The following is a 17,847-nucleotide window of genomic DNA, read 5'->3' on the forward strand; positions in this document are numbered from 1 at the left end:
ACCGTGCTGAGTTAACGCAGCACCCAATCGGCCAGCAAAACCCCGCCACTCATCGCGACCACCAACAACGCGCCGGTCAGGCGTGGCGGCGCCGGCAACGGCAGATCCAGCAGCCGGCAACCAATGCCAATTACCAATGCGAGCAGTACGCCAAGCAATGCCAGGCTCATCCTTCGCCATGCCCCGCAACGCGGCCGCTGGGCCCGCCGCAATGCATCAGGTTGCGCGCGACACGGCGGGCCAGAAAGCGGTCGGCCAATGCGTAGCCGCAGGTCATCGCCAGCACCAGCAGCGCGCCTACAAAGGCTGTCGGTGCAGGCGATGGAATGCCCGCCGCACGGCAGCCGCAGCCGATTGCCACACCCAGCACAACACCGCTGATGAATTTCCAGTCCACGGTCATCAGATATCCGAATGCGCATGCGGCGGCACCGCCACGCCGCCGCCACCGACAAAATGCCGCACCACCGGCGCACGCTCGCCTTGATGCAAAGCGCGGATCCGCTCCTGCAACTGGCGGTCGTCGCCGGTAACGCGTTCGTGCTGGCGCAAGTGCTCCAGCCACGAGGCAACGATGAAATATTCAAGCTGCACGCCAGGCGTTGCGGCGTCTTCGGCCACGCCCCAGACCACTGCGCCATCGCGGCGGCGGGCGTTGCCGAGTTGCGTCATCAACTGGATGAACGCGGTGCGTGCATCTGCGGCAATGCGGTATTCCACTGTCACCAGCACCGGGCCGCGATCGTGTTCGACCGTGTCCGATTGCGCAGGCGTGGGCCAATGTCCCCCGGGTGCAAGGTCCAGCTGTTCGGTGCCGGCAATGCGCGCGCGCTTGACCAGCACCGCCGCAATCACCGCACCAACGGCTGCGATCTGCAGCGCAGTGGCAATCGAGGTGCGTTGCGCCAACGCCCCCCACAGCAACGAGCCACCGGCCATGCCTGCAGAAAACACCACGATGTACAACGACAGCGCACGCGCACGCACCCATGCCGGCACCGACGTTTGCGCGGCGATCTGCAGCGACGACAGCACGGTGATCCAGGCCAGTCCATTCACCACCATCACCACGCACAACACGCCGATCTGGCGCGACAACGCGAGCCCCAGCAGCGATGCCGCGCACACCAAGGTGGCGATGAATACCAGCAGATCGCGGTCGTAACGCGCGCGCAGCCGCGGCAACAGCAATGCGCCACTGATCGCACCGATCCCGATGCAGCCCAGCAAGATGCCGTAACTGCCCGCGCCCAATTGCATCTCGCGGCGCACCACCAAGGGCAACAATGCCGTCAGCGCGCTGGCAAACAAAAAGAATCCGCCGGCCTTGATCAACACTGCCTGCAGCACACCGGCACGCGCGGCGTAACGCAAGCCGGCGCGCAGGCCGGCGCCAAAACTCTCCGGTGGCAACGCCGAGGCATGCGTATCGCGGCGCCAACGCCACACTACCCACAGCATCAATCCGAAGGTGAGCCCATTGAGCAGGAAGGCCCATGGCGGGCCGAACTGCGCCACGATCAGGCCGCCGATCGCCGGGCCGATCGAGCGTGCGATGTTCATTCCAATCGAGTTGAGCGCTACTGCCGAGGCCAGCATCGGGCGCGGCACCAGCTCCGACACGATCGCCGCCTGCGCCGGCATCGCCATCGCCGCGCCGGTGCCCATCGCAAAGGTCAGGCCCACCAGCACCCAGGGGGTGAGCAACTGCAGATGCGACAGCAGTGCCAACATGCCGGCCACCAGCAACATCCACGCTTGCGTGAACATCAGATAGCGGCGCCGGTCGACGATGTCGGCCAGGGTGCCGGCCGCCAGCGCAAACAACACCACCGGCAAGGTGGTGGCCGATTGCACCGCCGCCACCATCAACGGCGAGCCGGTCTGTTCGGCCATCACCCACGAAGCGGCGACATCGTTGATCCAGGTGCCGATGTTGCTGCCCAGGATCGCCAGCCACAACGCACGGAAGACCGGCTCGCGCAGCGGCGCCCAGGCACCGCCATCGGCAGGTGCAGCGGAAGAAGTCATTGCGGCCAAGCTCCAGGCAGTGGGATGAAACAGGCGATGCGGCGGCATGCGCAACGCACGCCAGCGCACCATGGCAGCGGCATCAGAACGCGAAACATGCGCAGCCCAATGCACCCCAGAAACTACGCAGATCGTCAGACGGTGCAGCGTGCTGCGCCGCGTGGCGATGTGCGCCATGGGTGTGACAGCCGTGGCCGTGCACATGCGTGGCACCGGCAAGCCCGATAACCACACCACCAACGTGATAGCCGCCGAAACGGTTGACCGGCGACCAGTCCGGCATGGCAGGTGGCAGGGTCGGCGCCAGCACGGCAAAGTCGCCAGCGCCATGCACCACGCGCCCGCCCAACACGGTCAGCACGCTGGTGATGTCGGCGATGGCGGCATCGTCGACGTGCAGGTAATCGTCCGACAACACGATGAAGTCGGCCAGCTGCCCCACCGCCAACGTGCCCTTGTTGGCCTCGTCGCCGGAGAACCACGCACTGCCCTGCGTCCACAATCGCAAGGCCTGTTCGCGATCGAGCAGATTCTCCTCGCCATACAAGGCCAGCCCGCCTACGGTGCGGCCGGTGACCAACCACGACAGCGCCACCCACGGGTTGTAACTGGCAACACGCGTGGCATCGGTGCCGGCACCGACCGGTACCCCGGCGGCCAGCATGCGACGCACCGGCGGTGTGTGCCGTGCGGCTTGCACGCCATAGCGTTCGACGAAAGCCTCACCTTGATAGGCCATGCGGTGTTGCACGGCGATGCCGCCATTCAAGGCGCGGATGCGATCGATATTGCGCGGGGTGATGGTCTCGGCGTGATCGATGAACCAGTGCAGGCCATCGAACGGAATCTCCGCATTGACCTTTTCGTAGACATCGAGAATGCGCCCGATGCTTTCGTCGTAGGTGGCATGGATGCGGAACGGCCAACGCTTTTCCACCAACAGCCGCACCACCTGTTCAAGCTCCGGCTCCAGTTCCGGCGGCAACTCCGGACGCGGCTCGCTGAACTGCTCGAAGTCGGCCGCAGAGAACACCAGCATTTCACCAGCACCGTTGTGACGTAGCAGATCGTCGCCCTTGCGTACCGGCATCATCTCGGTCCAGCCACGGAAGTCATCGACCTCCTTGCCCTTGTTCTGGGTGAACAGGTTGTAGGCGATGCGCACGCTCAGTTGATCGGCTGCATGCAACTGCTCGATGACCTGATAGTCCTCGGGATAGTTCTGGAAACCGCCGCCGGCATCGATCACCGAGGTGATGCCCAGCCGGTTGAGTTCGCGCATGAAGTGGCGCGTGGAGTTGGCTTGGTATTCCAGCGGCAAGCGCGGGCCTTTGGCCAGACTTGCGTACAGGATCAGCGCGTTGGGCTTGGCCAATAGCAGGCCGGTGGGATTGCCGAGTTTGTCGCGTTCGATACGCCCGCCCGGCGGATCCGGTGTCTGCTTGTCGTAGCCGCAGGCGCGCAGCGCGGCGCGATTGAGCAAGGCGCGGTCGTACAGATGCAGCAGAAATACCGGCGTGTCCGGTGCGATCGCATTGATCTCATCCAATGTGGGGAGACGTTTTTCGACGAATTGATGCGCGGTGAAACCGCCGACTACGCGCACCCATTGCGGCGCAGGCGTGCGATCGACCTGCGCCTTGAGCATTGCCATCGCATCGGCCAGCGAACGCACGCCGTCCCAGCGCAACTCCAGGTTGTAATTCAGCCCGCCGCGGATCAGATGGGTATGGCTATCGTTGAGGCCGGGCAGCAGGCGTCGACCCTGCGCATCAATGACGCGTGCGCCCTTGGCTAGCGCCATGACGTGTGCATCGTCGCCGACCGCGACGATGCGTCCATCGGCCACCGCAATTGCGCTGGCAATGGGCTGGCGCGGATCCAGTGTGGTGATGCGCGCATTGCGAACGACAAGATCGACCATGTCAGCTGCCTTGGAAGTCGGCGAGGTGGCGGCAGACACGACACCCGGGAGTGCAGCAACCGCGAGGCTGGCCGCAGCGCCCTGCAGCAGTTGACGTCGTCCGGCATCGTGTGAAGGGTTGTTGCTCATCTGGCGACGCGCCTGCGCCATCCATCCAGCGACCAGTCGCCGCCACCGGTGCCGATCAGTGCCAGCAAGACCAGCAGCCACATCAGCGGATACTCCATGCCGCCGTGCATCCAGAACCAGCCGTTGGGCACTGCCAACACCACGGTGATGGCGATGAACAACGCGGCAAGCATCGCACTGGCGCGCGTCCATGCACCGAGCAAGACCGCACCACCGGACAAGGTCTGTACCAGTGCCAACACCAGCGGCAACGGTGCCGCTGCAGGAAAGCCAAAGTGCTGCAATTCACCGGCGAAGCCGACCAGGCCCGGACCACCGAACCACCCCAGCAACTTGCCTAATCCATGCGGCAACAGAAAGCCGCCACCGGCGAGGCGCAGCAGCAACAGCGCAGCTGCCTGGCCGGCAGTGCCGCGCAGCAGAGAGCGGTTCAATGCCCGCCTTCCTGCGCGCCGAACATCGTCTTGGCGTACTGGATGCCGATGCCGTAGCCGCCGGCATGTGCGCGTGCGATCCCGGTGGTCAGCTCATAGGTCTCACCGCGCGCCCAATCGCGCTGCAATTCCAGCAGGTATTGCACGCTGGTGATCGGCGCGGCGCCGGCCTGCAGCATGCGCGTAACCGCGCGTTCGTGCGCTTCATCGCTGACATCGCCGCAGGCATCGGTGATGACGTAGACCTCAAACCCTTGTTCGATCGCCGACAGCGTCGGGCCGACGATGCACACGCTGGTCCACAGCCCGGCCATCACCAGCCGCTGCTTGCCGATGGCGTTGACGCGGTCGATCACGGCAGGATCTTCCCAGGCATTCATGCTGGTGCGGTCGTACACCGGCTCGCCGGGAAAGATCTCCGGCAGCTCGGGAAACAACGGACCGGAGAAAGATTTTTCCGCCACGGTGGTCAGGATCACCGGCACCTTGAAGCCTTTGGCACCCTTGGCAATCAGCGCCACGTTATTGCGCAGCGCGGAGATGTCGATGGTGTGGGTCGCGAAGGCCATCTGCGATTGATGGTCGATCAGGATCAGGGCGTGATCGCCGGGCGACAGCAGGCGTGTGCCGGGAACTGCAGTAGCGGTGCTCATGGGTGATGCTCCAGGGAGGTTGAAAACGCGTGGCCGCCGCGTACTTGCGCACGCGATGTGGTCAACGCAGCGCAGGCATCCATCGCGTCTTGCGCGGCAAAGCGCGCCGGTGTGCAGCCGGTGGCATGCCGAAAGCTGCGCACGAAGTGGCTCTGATCGAAGAAGCACAGATCGGTGGCGATCTGGCTGATGCTGTGGCGCCTTTCGCGCAGCAACACCTGTGCACGTTCGATGCGGCGACCACGCAGGTATTCCATCGGGCTGGCACCCACCACCTCGCGAAACACGCGTGCGAAATGGAAGCGGCTCATACACGCCGCACCCGCCAATTGCGCCACGCTGATGGGTTCGCACAGATGCGTGTCGATGTAGTGCATGGCTCTGGCCACCGCACGCACACGTGGGGCAGTCGGTTGGTTGACGCATGCACTGTGCGCATCGGGGCGAGCGGCGGCGATCAGACCTGCCATGCGGCGTCTCCGGCGGGGAATGACCTCATGGTGAGGTCAGGTGCCGTCGCGCCCTACCCCTGATGGTGAGTCAAATCGCTCACTCTTTCGGGGGTATCGGTCGACGTGCTCGGCAGTAGAGAACCCAGACAACCGATCACAACCGCATCGCCAACCTGCACGTTACGCCGCCCATCACCACAATCGCCCCGCCCTATAGTTGCGTACAGCGCAGCGCACCCGGCGTTAAAATCCAGCCGTGCCGAATCTCGCTCTCTAGTAGCACCTACTCGAATTCGATCCACACGTCGCTCCCCCGAAAGAGGTGTTGGTGCTTGCCCTGATCTCGCCCGACAATGCCGCGATGCCGCATGCGCCCGCTATTCGATCCTCTTCGCTGCTGCGCCTGTGCATCGCGCTGGCGGCGTTGGCGTGCTGTGGCAGCAACTTGCTGTGCGCACCGGCCTGGGCAAGCGCGATCGCCTCCACGCGCGACGGATTGCTGCAGTTCCACCACACCGCGTGGAGCACCGAGCGCGGTGCGCCGGCCGATATCTGGGACATCCAGCAGGCCGACACCGGCCCGTTGTGGTTGGCCACCGGCTTCGGACTGTTCCAGTTCGATGGCCAACACTTCGCGCGGCAGCCGCCGCCCGACGGCGAAGCCTATGCCTCGCACAACATGACCACGCTGGCGCTGACGCAGGACAACAGCGCCTGGATCGGCTATTTCAACGCCGGCATCGACCGGATGGCGGACGGCCACCTCACCCACTTCGCACCCGGCAAGGACCTGCCGGCCGGCATGGTGTTCCGGATCGAGCGCGATGGCAGCGGGCGTCTGTGGGCGGCCATCGATGGCGGGTTGTGCTGGTTCGACGGGCAACGTTGGCAACGCGCCGGTATGGCTTGGGGCTATGCAGCCACCCGCGCGCAATGGCTGTTGCGCGATCGCCGCGGCGTGCTGTGGGTAAGCGATGGCGCGCAGATTCTGCTGCTGCGGCCCGGCGCCAAACGTTTCGAGCCCAGCGGCCAGCGAATCGGCCATTTCGTCACCATGACCGAGAGTCCCGATGGCGCGATCTGGGTGGCCGATCCGTATCGCGGCGTGTTTGCGCTGACCGACGCGCACGGCCAGGTGCTGCCCGCAGCGGTACGCGCACAGCCGCAGTTTCCCGGCCTGTTTGCGCACCGCATCCGCTTCACCCGCGACGGTGCGTTGTGGGGCAGCGACTACGCGGCGCGCGGGCTGTTCCGCATCGCATCGCCGGCGTCGCCCGCCGGTGCTGGAACGCTTCGACACCATGCAGGGCCTGACCTCGACCACCGCCGGCCCGCTACTGGAAGATCGCGAAGGCAATCTGTGGGCCGGCACCAATCTGGGCCTCAACCGCTTCCGTCATCGCGCGTTGCTGCCGCTTGCGCCGCTGTTGCCGGGTCAGGCGATGGCGGTGGCGCTCTTCACCACCACGCCCAGCCAGACCGCAGCACCGCTGCTGGCGACCTTTCGCGACGGTCGCCTGCAGGCGTTGACGCGCGATCGCGTCGAACGTTTGCAGCACGGTGCGTCTGTCGCGGTGCTGGACGTCCCGGCGACCGCCAGCGGCTGGGTGCTGGGCAGGCACGACCTGTTACGGCTTCAAGCAGGCCGCGGGCAAGCAGTGCCGCTGCCACATGCATTGTCGGCCGGGTCGGTACGCGCCCTGGTTGTCGATGCGCACAACCATCCATGGATCTGCACCGAAGCCGATGGAGCCTTCCGGTTCGACAGTGGCCTCTGGCAACCCATCGCCAGCCTGCAGGACACGCCATGTTCGGTGCTGGCCAACAGCAGCGATGGCGGCATGTGGGTGGGTACCGTCACGGGCGAACTGCGCATGTTGCGCGGCACGCAGGTCCACCGATACAGCGCGGCCGACGGCTTGTCGGTCGGCCCGATCACCGCCGTGCTGCAACGCGGCTCGCTCACGCTGGTGGCTGGCGAAACCGGGCTTGCGGTGTTGGGCGAAGATGGCCGCTTTCGGCAGGTACCCGACCAGGCCACTGCGCTACTGCAAGGCATCACCGGCATCGCGCAGGACCGCCGCGGCACGTTCTGGTTGAACGGCAATCGCGGCGTGGTGCACCTCGGTCGGCAAGCGCTGCTGACCAGCCTGCGCACCGGCGTGGCCAGCCCGGCACTGCACCTGTACGACATCATGGATGGCCTGCCGGGCGTCGCCCAGCAGGCCACGCCGGTGCCCACCGCACTTGCCGCCGACGATGGGTTGCTCTGGTTCGCCACCAATCAGGGCCTGGCCTGGCTCGATCCCGAACAGACCTACCGCAATCCGATCGCACCGGCGGTGTTCATCACCCAGGTAGTCGCCAACGACCGGCCCTATCCGCGGCAGGACGGCCTGCAACTGCCAAAATGGACCGATCGCCTGCGCATCGGCTACGACGCCATCAGCCTCACCCGCCCCGAACGCGTGCGCTTCCGCTACCGGCTGGAGGGCGTGGACGCGCAATGGCAGGACGCCGGCAATCGTAACGAGGCGTTCTATACCAATCTCGCTCCGGGGCATTATCGCTTCCACATTGCCGCAGCCAACAACGACGGCGTATGGAACGAACGCGGCGATACGCTGGACTTCGTCATTGCCGCGGCGTTCGTGCAGACCTGGCAGTTCAAGCTCTGCTGCGCGCTCGCGGTGCTGCTGGCGTTGGGCATCGCCTGGCGCATGCGTACCCGCCACGTCGCCGGCCGCTTGCGTGCGCGCCTGGAAGAGCGTTATCGCGAACGCGAGCGCATCGCCCGCGAATTGCACGACACCTTGTTGCAGGGCACGCAGGGACTGATTCTGCGTCTGCACGCGGCCAGCCGCTCGTTGCCCTCGAACGACCCACGCCGGCTGGAACTGGAGCAGGCGGTGGACCTGGCCGAAGATGCGCTGATCGAAGGCCGCGACCGCGTCAACGGGCTGCGCGACAGCCAATCCCTGCACGAAGACCTGGCCGGTGCCCTGCAACGGGCACGCAATGCGACCATGCCGCCACCCACGGCGGAACTGCATATCCTGGTCGAAGGCCGGCCGCTGCGCTTGCGCCCGCTGGTGGCCGATGAGCTGTTCCAGCTCGGCCGCGAAGCGCTCACCAATGCCGACCGGCATGCCAATGCCACCCGCATTGCGCTGGAACTGCGTTACGGTGCACGTGACTTCGTGCTGCGCATCCACGACGATGGCTGCGGTCTCGAACCGGACGTGCTGCACGGCCAGGCCCGCACCGGCCACTGGGGACTTACCGGCATGCAGGAACGCGCGCAACGCATCGGCGCCAAGATGCAGTTGTGGTCGCGCCCCGGCAGCGGTACCGAAATTCAGATCCTGGTACCCGCGCGTGCGGCCTACGCAAGTCCACCGCGCTGGTGGTGGCCATTTCGACAGGCAACATCCACGGAGAGCCGCAATGGCTGAGATGGTCAAAGCAACCGATGTGCTGGTGGTAGACGACCATCCGCTGCTGCGCGATGGCCTCAGCGCCATGCTCGCGGCCGAGCACGACATGCGCGTGGTCGGCGAGGCCGAAGACGGTGAACAGGCGGTGGCCTGCTACAGCAGCCTGCGCCCGGATGTGGTGCTGATGGATCTGCAGATGCCGCGCGTGGATGGTGTGGAAGCGATCCAGCGCATCCGCCGCCTCGACCCGGCTGCCAAGGTCATCGTGCTGACCACCTACACCGGCGATGTGCGTGCGGTGCGCGCATTGCAGGCCGGCGCCTGCGGCTACCTGCTGAAAAGTTCGCTGCGCCGCGAACTGGTGGACACCATCCGCGATGTGCGCCGCGGACAACGTCGGCATGTGCCGGCGCTGGTCGCCGAAAACATCGCCGCACACGTACTCGACGATGCGCTGTCTGCGCGCGAAACCGAAGTGCTGAGCCTGGTCGCCACCGGCTGCTCCAACAAGCAGATCGGCAGCGCCTTGACGATTTCCGAAGAGACCGTCAAGGCGCATATGAAAAACATCCTGTGCAAGCTCGGCGTGCACGATCGCACCCACGCAGTGACCGTCGCTTTGCGTCGCGGGATCCTGTCGCTGGAGACCTGAGCGGTCCAGCATTCTTGAACGCAGGGCCAGGCAGCGTGACCGCCGCCCTGTCAAATCGACCGGCTTGCGCTATGGTATGCACCGCCGAGCGGCACGGGGGCCGCTTCAGCATCGTGTGCGACAGCCGATAACGGCTACATCCGGACGCAGCAAAGCGCAGCGGCGGCACTCGATCCAATCACTAAACGCGTTCAGGGGAATTGCGATGCTTCGTCACTCTTTGCGGGTGCGCCTGCTGTTGCCGGTGCTGGCCTTGGTGCTGGTCGTGGTGGCGGCACTGACGGTCATTCTGGCCATTACCGAAGCGAACCGGGTCAAGTTCGAGGCCGGCGACGCGATCGAGCGCCAGTCGGTGTCCTTGCAGACCCTGTTCTCGGTCACTCGCGCGATGATGCTCGACCGCGTCAATTCCTCCATGCGCCAGCTGCGCAAGGAAGCCAACGCACACGGCGCCGCAAGCATCGGCAACGAAGTGCGTGTGGGCGACCGCAACGCCAACGACCTGCTACTGGGTCAGAAGGCGCAGGCCAACGCCTTCGACATGCTCGACGATGTCACCGCCATCCACGAAGGCACCGCCACGCTGTTCTCGCGGACCGGCGATGACTTCGTGCGCATCTCCACCAACGTCAAGAAGGACGACGGCAGCCGCGCCATCGGCACCGTGCTCGATCCCAACGGCCAGGCCGCCGCCAAGCTGCGTAACGGCGAAAGTTTCTACGGCGTGGTCGACATCCTCGGCAACCCGTATGTCACCGGCTACGAGCCAATCTTTGCCGGCAACGACAAGCGCGTGATCGGTGCCTGGTACGTCGGCTACAAGGCCGATACGCAGGCACTGGAAAACGTGGTCAGCAGCCGCCGCGTGCTCGATTCCGGCTTCATCGCCGTGTTCGACAGCAAGAACAAGCTGCGCTTCCAGTCCACCACCGGTGCCACCACCGACACTGCCACCATCGAACGCATCGTCAAGGACAGCCCCGGCGACTGGGTCGTGACCAAGCAGGAAGTGCCCGATTGGGGCTTCACCCTGGTCTCTGCCTATCCCAAGAGCGACGTCAATGGCGTGATCGTGCGCCAATCGTTGTGGATCGCCGGCATCGGCTTGCTGGTCTGCGCGTTGCTGCTCGGCCTGCAGTGGGCGTTGATCTGGAGCCGCGTGTTGCGCCCCATCCAGCATTTGACCACCGTGGCCGAAGAACTGAGCCTGGGCAAGTGGAACCACACCATCGACGAGGTCAATCTCAAAGATGAAATCGGTACTCTGGCGCGCGCTATTTCCCGTCTGTCCAACAGTGTCCGGTTGGCCATGGAGCGCCTCAGCAAACGCTGAGCCGCTCGCACCCACTCCGTACCAGATGATGCAAGGAAGACGCCATGTCCACTGAATTCCGTCCGCTGATCGAGATCCTGCGCGAGCTCAAGGCGCTGGCATTGAAGAAGGCGTCCGGCTTTCTGTTCATCGTCACCGAGGAAAACCACTCCTGCATCGTCCGCCTCAATGCCGGGCAGATCGAAGAAGTGGTGTTCCGCATGTTGCGCAACGACGAGGCAGTGCAACGCCTCACCATGGTCAACGCGGCAAAGGCCCGTTTTCAGACCGACCCCGGCGCCGGCATGGGCAAGCCCTCGCTGCTCAGCGATGACTCGCGCCAGTGGTTGATGGGTGGTTTCGAGCAGGATCTGGGTGGTGCGCCGGCTGCACCGCGTGCGCCAGTTGCACCGGCAGTCGTGACGGCCGCAGCAACGCCTATCGCGGCACCGAGCGCAGCGCCTGCATCCGTCGGCGGTGGCTCCGCACCTGACGAGCGAGTAAGCGATGCATTGGAAAAAGTCGCGTTGAACTACCTCGGCCCGATCGCCGGCATGCTTTGCGACGAAGCCTGGGAGGCATCGAGCGATATCGAGCAAGTGCTCAATCAGCTTGGCGCCAACCTCTCCACGCCGCAGGAAACGCAGAAGTTCATGGCCGACGCGCGCGTGGCGCTGGCCAAGGTGCGCTGACCAAGAAGTGGTCACACACAATCAGACAGAAAGCCGTGCTTTGCGCGGCTTTTTCGTCTTGATATTCGTTCGTCTGCCTAGAACAGATCTAGACACCCTGCTTTGTGATCGAGAGACCTGGCTCCATCGCAAGTGCGATGGGCGTGAGCTTGATCTCGCCATGCGCTGCAAAAACCTCCAGGATCCAGTTTACGAAGCAGCGCACGCGCACCGATAGATGCCTGGAACCCGGGTAGACGATATGAATCGGCCGAGGCGCAAAGTGCCACTGCGGCAGCACCGGAACCAGCCTGCCTGAGCGGACGAATCCTGCAACCGCAAACGGTGCTCCAGGGCAGATGCCGCTCCCCGCCATGCAGGCCGACATTGCGACATCGGGCTCATCGAACTGCATGCCAACGCCCGATTGCAGTACGAATCGCGCATGCCCCGCCTCCAACTCCCACACGAACGGGTTGCGCTCCCTGCCGCTGAACCAGCTGATCCGCTTGAGCTGCAGCAGTGTGTCCGGAGTGTCCACACCGCCTACAGACGCCAGATAGTCGGGCGAGGCATACAAACCCATCTGGATGTCGCAAAGATGCCGGGCGATCATGCTGGAATCCTTAAGCGCACCGCCGCGAATCGTGCAGTCGATTCCGTCTTCCAGCAGATGACTGATGCGGTCCGAGCTGCTCAGCCGCAGCTGGATCCTGGGATATCGCGCCTGAAAATCGTGCAGCTTGGGAGCGATGACCCACCGCGCGATGGACACCAGCGAATCCACCCGCAGCCGGCCGATCGGTGCTGCGGTCTCGCCACTGAGCGTGGACTCCAATTCGTCGATCTGCTGCAGCAACGCCTGGCACTTGTCGAAGTACGCGGCGCCGTCGTCGGTGAGGCTCAGGGCGCGGGTGGTGCGGTTGAGCAATCGCACGCCCAGATGCTTTTCAAGATCGCTGATGCGCTGGGAAACACGTGCTTTCGGAAGGTCCAATGCATCGGCAGCACGCGTGAAGCTGCCGGTGTCCACCACCTTCACGAAGGTGGCCATAGCAGTGAGCTTATCCATCGACTGTTCGCAATTATTGAACCAAGCATCATTGTGGACCACATTTTTCTTTCTTTCACAGCCAATTACGCTTGCTTCCGTCCCCTTACCCTCAACAGGAAGCCACCATGTCAAACACAGTCGTTGTGTACTTCTCCGGCTACGGCCATACCAAACGCGTTGCGGAAGCAGCAGCGGAAGGCGCACACGCAGCGCTGATCGAAATCGATGGCGAGGGCAATATTCCCGAGGCCGCATGGCAGCAGTTTGATACGCCCAGGGTTTCCTAGAGCGTGTTATGAACTTTAGCCTTGTCACGCTAACGTATATGGATGAAGCCTCGTAAGCCATATCCGACCGATATTTCCGACGAAGAATGGGCCTTTGCTGCGCCGTATCTGACACTGATGGATGCGCAGGCACCGCAGCGCAAGTACGCGCTACGCGCGATGTTCAATGCACTGCGCTGGATCGCACGCGCCGGCGCACCGTGGCGATTGCTTCCCAACGATTTCCCGCCTTGGGAGGCGGTGTATCAGCAAACGCAACGTTGGCTACAGGCTGGCTGCTTTGAGGCCATGGTCAGCGATTTGCGCTCACTCCTGCGTGTGGCGCACGGGAAGAAAGGCCAGCCGAGCGCGGTCATTTTCGATGGCCGGACGCTGCAGTCCACCTGTGAAAGCGGACCGCGCGCCGGATACGATGGCTACAAACGCAAGAAAGGGAGCAAGGTGCACATGGCGGTCGATACGCTGGGACACCTACTCGCCGTCCAGGTCACGCCAGCCAATGAGCAAGAGCGCGCGCAAGTCCGATCGTTGGCTCAAGAGGTACAACACGTGACCGGTGAAACGGTCAAGATCGCGTTTGTGGATCAAGGCTATACCGGCGAAGAACCGGCGCAGGCGGCCAAGGAAGAAGGCATCGAGTTGCACGTCATCAAGCTGCAAGAAGCGAAGAAAGGCTTCGTTTTGCTTCCACGCCGATGGGTCGTCGAGCGCAGCTTCGGATGGGTCAATCGTTTCAGGCGGCTGGCACGCGACTATGAGCGATTGCCGGAAACCTTGGCCGGCTTGCACTTTGTTGTCTTCACGATTCTGATGCTTGGAAATGCAGCTACGCTCTTTCAAGGTTCATAACACGCTCTAGACATCTCAAGGCCATGGAAAATGGTCGATTCGGAGGTGTCTATGAGCAGCAAGCGGTATACGGATGAGTTCAAGATCGAGGCGGTCCGGCAAGTGACTGATCGTGGGTTCAAGGTGGCAGAAGTCGCCGAGCGGCTGGGTGTCACGACGCACAGCCTGTACGCCTGGCTGCGCACGTTCGGCAAGTCTGGCGTGGTGCATCGCGCCGAGGTGGGCCAGAGCGCCGAGGTTCGGCGGCTGAAGGCAGAGTTGCGTCGAGTGACCGAGGAGCGCGACATCCTAAGAAAGGCCGCCGCGTACTTTGCCAAGGGGTAAAGGCAAAGGACGCCTTCATGCAAGCCCACTGCGGGGAATTCAGGGTGTGTGCGATGTGCCGGGTATTGCGGGTCAACCGGTCGGGTTATTACGCCTGGTTGTGCTCGCCCAACAGTGAGCGCGCCAAGGAAGATGATCGCTTGCTTGGACTAATCAAGCACCACTGGCTGGCCAGCGGCAGTGTCTATGGGCATCGCAAGATCACCACGGATCTGCGCGATCTGGGTGAGCGTTGTAGTCGCCATCGGGTGCATCGGCTGATGCGCACCGAGGGACTGCGTGCCCAGGTGGGCTATGGTCGCAAACCGCGCTTCCATGGAGGGATGCAGTGCAAGGCGGCTGCCAACCTGCTTGACCGACAGTTCGACGTGACGGAGCCGGACACGGCCTGGGCGAGCGATTTCACCTTCATCCGCACGCATGAAGGCTGGATGTACCTGGCTGTTGTGATCGATCTGTTTTCCAGGCAGGTCGTCGGCTGGGCGATGCGCGATCGGGCCGACACCGAGTTGGTCGTGCAGGCCTTGTTGTCTGCGGTGTGGCGGCGCAAACCCAACACTGGTTGCTTGGTTCACTCGGACCAAGGGTCTGTCTACACCAGCGATGACTGGCGCAGTTTCCTGGCGTCCCATGGCTTGGTGTGCAGCATGAGTCGGCGTGGCAACTGCCACGACAACGCACCCGTAGAGAGCTTCTTCGGCCTGCTCAAACGCGAGCGGATCAGGCGGCGGACCTATCCCACCAAGGACGCCGCTCGCGCCGAGGTATTCGACTACATCGAGATGTTCTACAACCCCAACCGCCGCCACGGTTCAACTGGCGACTTGTCCCCTGTAGAGTTTGAACGGCGCTACGCGCAACGAGGGTCTTGAGTGTCTACGGAACCCTGGGCGTATCAGTGACCGCTCGCCGGGTTGTCTCCCTTTGGGTAATGACCGGAGGCCATGGCCCACTCGAAGAAGCCACCCTTCCCTCCGATATAGGACTGCTTGTTGGTGAGCGTCGGCGTTGAAGCGCCCTTCTCGCGCATGTCCTGATACCAGCGAGCCAGGTCCGAGCGCGTGATGGCATGGACCTTCGCCTTCTCGCCGAGGAAGCTCACCAGAGCCTCAATAGCGGTTTTCTTGATGGTGTAGGTTTTGGGCAGCGTCGAGCCTTTCAGCGTCGCCAGGAACGCGTCCCGGGCTTTTCCCAGCGTCATCGTCTCGATGGCCGGCGCGGAGGCCTGCCTACTCGGGCCAGCATTCGGTGACCCAAACATGGTTGAAGCGGCCACCGGAAGTGCCCGAGCCTGCAAAGCAGCACCGGCCATCGCCTCCAGCTCCATCAGCTGCCGATACAGCTTCAAGTCCTTTGGGCTGTCGATCTGCCACTGCTCATTCACAGTCCCATCCGGTTGGCGGGTGCGGTTGAGCGTCAGTTCTTGGAGGTTCTCGGCGCTCGTCAGGCGAGCGATTAGGAGGTCGGCGTCCGACTTGCTGAGCTTGGCCACGCGTTGATCCTTCAACTGTGCGAAGAGCCGAGCATATCCCGCGCCCAGCACGACCGCACGCACGTGGGCCTGTGCCAGGTCCTTCGTTTGCAGGGTGCGTTTGATAAGTCTGCAGCCCATCACGGTTTGCAAATCGACGGGCACACGTTGGACGAACGACCAGCGGCCGGTGGACGACCGGCTCAAATGATGAGGGATGCGCATGCGAGTTTTTCCTCTGCATGCTTCCTGCCTCCAATCAATTCGCCTAAAAAATTAGTGACTAAAATCAATAACTTAGACGTGACTGGCGGAGAGAGTGGGATTCGAACCCACGGAAGGTTTGACCCTTCGCCGGTTTTCAAGACCGGTGCCTTCAACCGCTCGGCCATCTCTCCGATGCTGCTTTGATTCTGCTCTGCGTGGTCGCCGATGGCATCGGTGTATCACGCAGGCGCCACGCGCTTTGCGGGTGACGCTGATGGTGACCACCACTTGTGCGGTGTCACCCACCCCCGGGATCGCTCCCGGGCGCGCATTCTCGCATGCCCGGGCGCGCTTTGCTCGGTTACACCGCACTGCTTTTGGCTGGCGCAGCGTGCTGCGCCGTCACTCGCGGCCGGCCACTGCATGTCACCGGCCGGCCCCGAGCACCCGACCAAGGATGCAACCTGCCGAACGTTGAAGCGAGCTGACTACCGAGAAACGAGCTGACTGCCGAATGGCGTGTCAGCCGGCCTCGGCGACCAGGCGCAACCCTCAGCCCGCTTCGGCCACGGCCAGGCGCGGTGCAGTGCCGGCGGCACGCTTGAGCTTTTCGGCCAGTTCGGCGCAGTTGCCGCCGCAATCCAGACGCGAGCGTTCGATCTCTCGCGGCAGGTGTTCGGCCAGGAAGTCGATGAACACGCGCACCGCTGGCAGCAGGCCGCGGCGCGAGGCGAACACGGCGTGGCAGATGCCCTGCGGCAGCGACCAGTGCGGCAGCACCACTTCCAACTCGCCGCTGCGTACCGCTTGGGCGCACACGGTCTCCGGCAACATGGTGATGCCGAAGCCATCGCGCGCCATCGACTGCAGCAGCGGGAAATCGAAACCGGCCAGACGCGGCTGCAGGTCTACGCGGCGCATCTCGCCGTTGGGGCCGTGCAGTTCCCAGCGCTGATGCGCTTCGTCTTCGCTGGTGCTCATGGTGGTGTGGTTGGCCAGCTCGCTGGGGTCCTTGGGGCGGCCGGCGCGGTCCAGATATTTGGGGCTGGCCACCAGCAATTCCTGCACCTGGCCGAAGCTGCGCATCACCAGGCTGCCGTCGTCGTCCAGCCGCGAACGCACGCGCAGTGCGATGTCGTAGCCCTCATTGATGACGTCAACGCGGCGGTTGCTGATGTTGAGCTGCAGCCGCACCTTGGGATACTTGGTCAGAAATTCCGGCAACAACTTGGGCAATTGAATCTGCGCTAGCGAGACCGGAACGCTCACACGCACAAGGCCACGCGGCTCGGCGCTGAGACGATCCACCACCTCGCGCGCGGCCTGGGCTTCGGCCAGCATGGTCTGGGCATGGCGATGCACGCTGGTGCCGACGTCGGTCACCGCAAAGCGGCGCGTGGAACGCTGCAACAAGCGCACGCCCAGGTCGGTTTCGAGCTGGCTGATACGCCGGCTCAGGCGCGACTTGGGGATCCCGAGCGCACGCTCGGCCGCAGCGAAGCCGCCGTGGTCCACCACCATCGCGAAGTAGTACAGGTCATTCAGGTCGTGCATGGCGCAGGTATCCATGGATAGAACGATAAGTGATATTTAAGCACCTTTATCCCAACAGGGCAACGACCTCAGTCGCATCGGGTTCCCGGTCTGACGAGCTTCCGGGATACGGAATGCTTGGCGTCGAGGACCTCTCGTCTTGCCGCGAAAGCGCGCAGCGCACCGGCGTTGGCGCCAACTGGGTCGCGCCCGCAGGATCCGCAAGGTGTTCTGCCCAGACGAAGCGCATGAGGTCGTCACGTGGAAACGCAAACGGGGCCACTGACGGCCCCGTTTTCTTCAATGTCTTTGGAAGCGGCCAGGTCGCGTACACCTGTCGGCTACACGGTCGTATCGGCAGGGACACTTGGAGTACTAGCAAAACGTAGCGAGCACTCGTCGGTGAGTACGGGCATCCCGCTCAAAA

15 protein-coding genes, 1 tRNA gene and 2 pseudogenes are annotated in these 17,847 nt (G+C 63.7%); 7 read left to right on the forward strand and 11 right to left on the reverse strand.

Annotated features, from left to right (window positions below; genetic code table 11):
- Positions 1-11 precede the first annotated feature (11 nt).
- The 7 genes from NDY25_RS00495 to NDY25_RS00525 form a co-directional block, all read right to left on the reverse strand.
- Entirely contained in the window at positions 12-170 is a 159-nt protein-coding gene (locus tag NDY25_RS00495; RefSeq protein WP_256627699.1) for a XapX domain-containing protein, read from the reverse strand.
- Positions 167-397: a DUF1427 family protein gene (locus tag NDY25_RS00500; RefSeq protein WP_168957696.1), complete on the reverse strand. Its 231-nt coding sequence runs from the start codon at positions 395-397 to the stop codon at positions 167-169. The genes NDY25_RS00495 and NDY25_RS00500 overlap by 4 nt, the downstream gene beginning before the upstream one ends.
- Before the next feature lie 5 nt (positions 398-402).
- Complete coding sequence (locus tag NDY25_RS00505; protein ID WP_168957683.1) at positions 403-2,031, reverse strand: MFS transporter; 1,629 nt, start codon at positions 2,029-2,031, stop codon at positions 403-405.
- 82 nt (positions 2,032-2,113) lie between these two features.
- Positions 2,114-3,955, reverse strand: coding sequence for an amidohydrolase (locus NDY25_RS00510; protein ID WP_180336523.1), 1,842 nt, complete (start codon positions 3,953-3,955; stop codon positions 2,114-2,116).
- A 125-nt stretch (positions 3,956-4,080) separates the two neighbouring features.
- Positions 4,081-4,518, reverse strand: a complete 438-nt coding sequence (locus NDY25_RS00515; protein WP_168957685.1) for a DoxX family protein — start codon at positions 4,516-4,518, stop codon at positions 4,081-4,083.
- Positions 4,515-5,171 carry a hydrolase gene (locus tag NDY25_RS00520; protein ID WP_168957686.1) on the reverse strand — a complete coding sequence of 219 codons (657 nt, stop codon included), beginning with the start codon at positions 5,169-5,171 and terminating at the stop codon, positions 4,515-4,517. Before NDY25_RS00520 ends, NDY25_RS00515 begins: the two co-directional genes overlap by 4 nt.
- A complete protein-coding gene (locus NDY25_RS00525) occupies positions 5,168-5,641 on the reverse strand; it encodes a helix-turn-helix transcriptional regulator (RefSeq protein WP_168957687.1) in 474 nt (157 codons plus the stop codon). Before NDY25_RS00525 ends, NDY25_RS00520 begins: the two co-directional genes overlap by 4 nt.
- Positions 5,642-5,984: 343 nt before the next feature.
- Between NDY25_RS00525 and NDY25_RS00530 the strand changes: the two are divergent.
- The 4 genes and pseudogenes from NDY25_RS00530 (at position 5,985) to NDY25_RS00545 (ending at position 11,716) form a co-directional block, all read left to right on the forward strand.
- Positions 5,985-9,078, forward strand: a pseudogene (locus NDY25_RS00530) (sensor histidine kinase).
- Positions 9,071-9,712 carry a response regulator transcription factor gene (locus NDY25_RS00535; protein ID WP_115040121.1) on the forward strand — a complete coding sequence of 214 codons (642 nt, stop codon included), beginning with the start codon at positions 9,071-9,073 and terminating at the stop codon, positions 9,710-9,712. Before NDY25_RS00530 ends, NDY25_RS00535 begins: the two are co-directional and overlap by 8 nt.
- 205 nt (positions 9,713-9,917) lie before the next feature.
- Positions 9,918-11,045, forward strand: a complete 1,128-nt coding sequence (locus tag NDY25_RS00540; protein WP_168957688.1) for a Cache 3/Cache 2 fusion domain-containing protein — start codon at positions 9,918-9,920, stop codon at positions 11,043-11,045.
- 44 nt (positions 11,046-11,089) lie between these two features.
- Positions 11,090-11,716: a DUF8082 domain-containing protein gene (locus NDY25_RS00545; RefSeq protein ID WP_168957689.1), complete on the forward strand. Its 627-nt coding sequence runs from the start codon at positions 11,090-11,092 to the stop codon at positions 11,714-11,716.
- An 88-nt stretch (positions 11,717-11,804) separates the two neighbouring features.
- Here the strand turns inward: NDY25_RS00545 and NDY25_RS00550 are convergent, their stop codons facing one another.
- A complete protein-coding gene (locus NDY25_RS00550) occupies positions 11,805-12,881 on the reverse strand; it encodes a LysR family transcriptional regulator (protein ID WP_218973963.1) in 1,077 nt (358 codons plus the stop codon).
- On the opposite strand from NDY25_RS00550, the gene NDY25_RS00555 reads away from it, so the two are divergent.
- From NDY25_RS00555 to NDY25_RS00565, 3 genes are all read left to right on the forward strand, one after another.
- On the forward strand, positions 12,875-13,036 hold the full coding sequence (locus tag NDY25_RS00555; protein WP_233366360.1) for a hypothetical protein: 162 nt from the start codon (positions 12,875-12,877) through the stop codon (positions 13,034-13,036). The two genes, NDY25_RS00550 and NDY25_RS00555, sit on opposite strands and share 7 nt — an antisense overlap.
- 42 nt (positions 13,037-13,078) lie before the next feature.
- A complete protein-coding gene (locus tag NDY25_RS00560; protein WP_251761629.1) occupies positions 13,079-13,885 on the forward strand; it encodes an IS5 family transposase in 807 nt (268 codons plus the stop codon).
- A gap of 51 nt (positions 13,886-13,936) precedes the next feature.
- Positions 13,937-15,081, forward strand: a protein-coding gene (locus NDY25_RS00565) for an IS3 family transposase (protein ID WP_256627700.1) whose coding sequence is annotated in 2 segments (ribosomal slippage) — positions 13,937-14,174 and positions 14,174-15,081 — 1,146 coding nt in all. Because the reading frame shifts where the segments join, the coding sequence is not laid out codon by codon here.
- A gap of 26 nt (positions 15,082-15,107) precedes the next feature.
- Here the strand turns inward: NDY25_RS00565 and NDY25_RS00570 are convergent.
- From NDY25_RS00570 to NDY25_RS00580, 3 genes and pseudogenes are all read right to left on the reverse strand, one after another.
- A pseudogene (locus NDY25_RS00570) lies at positions 15,108-15,905 on the reverse strand (DUF6538 domain-containing protein); the annotation flags it as partial.
- Positions 15,906-15,988: 83 nt separating this feature from the next.
- A tRNA-Ser gene (locus NDY25_RS00575) sits at positions 15,989-16,078 on the reverse strand.
- A 361-nt stretch (positions 16,079-16,439) separates the two neighbouring features.
- Positions 16,440-17,456, reverse strand: coding sequence for a LysR family transcriptional regulator (locus NDY25_RS00580; RefSeq protein ID WP_006451085.1), 1,017 nt, complete (start codon positions 17,454-17,456; stop codon positions 16,440-16,442).
- Positions 17,457-17,847: the final 391 nt, after the last annotated feature.

It is taken from the genome of Xanthomonas hortorum pv. pelargonii, assembly GCF_024499015.1.
GTDB classification, from domain to species: Bacteria; Pseudomonadota; Gammaproteobacteria; order Xanthomonadales; family Xanthomonadaceae; genus Xanthomonas; species Xanthomonas hortorum_B.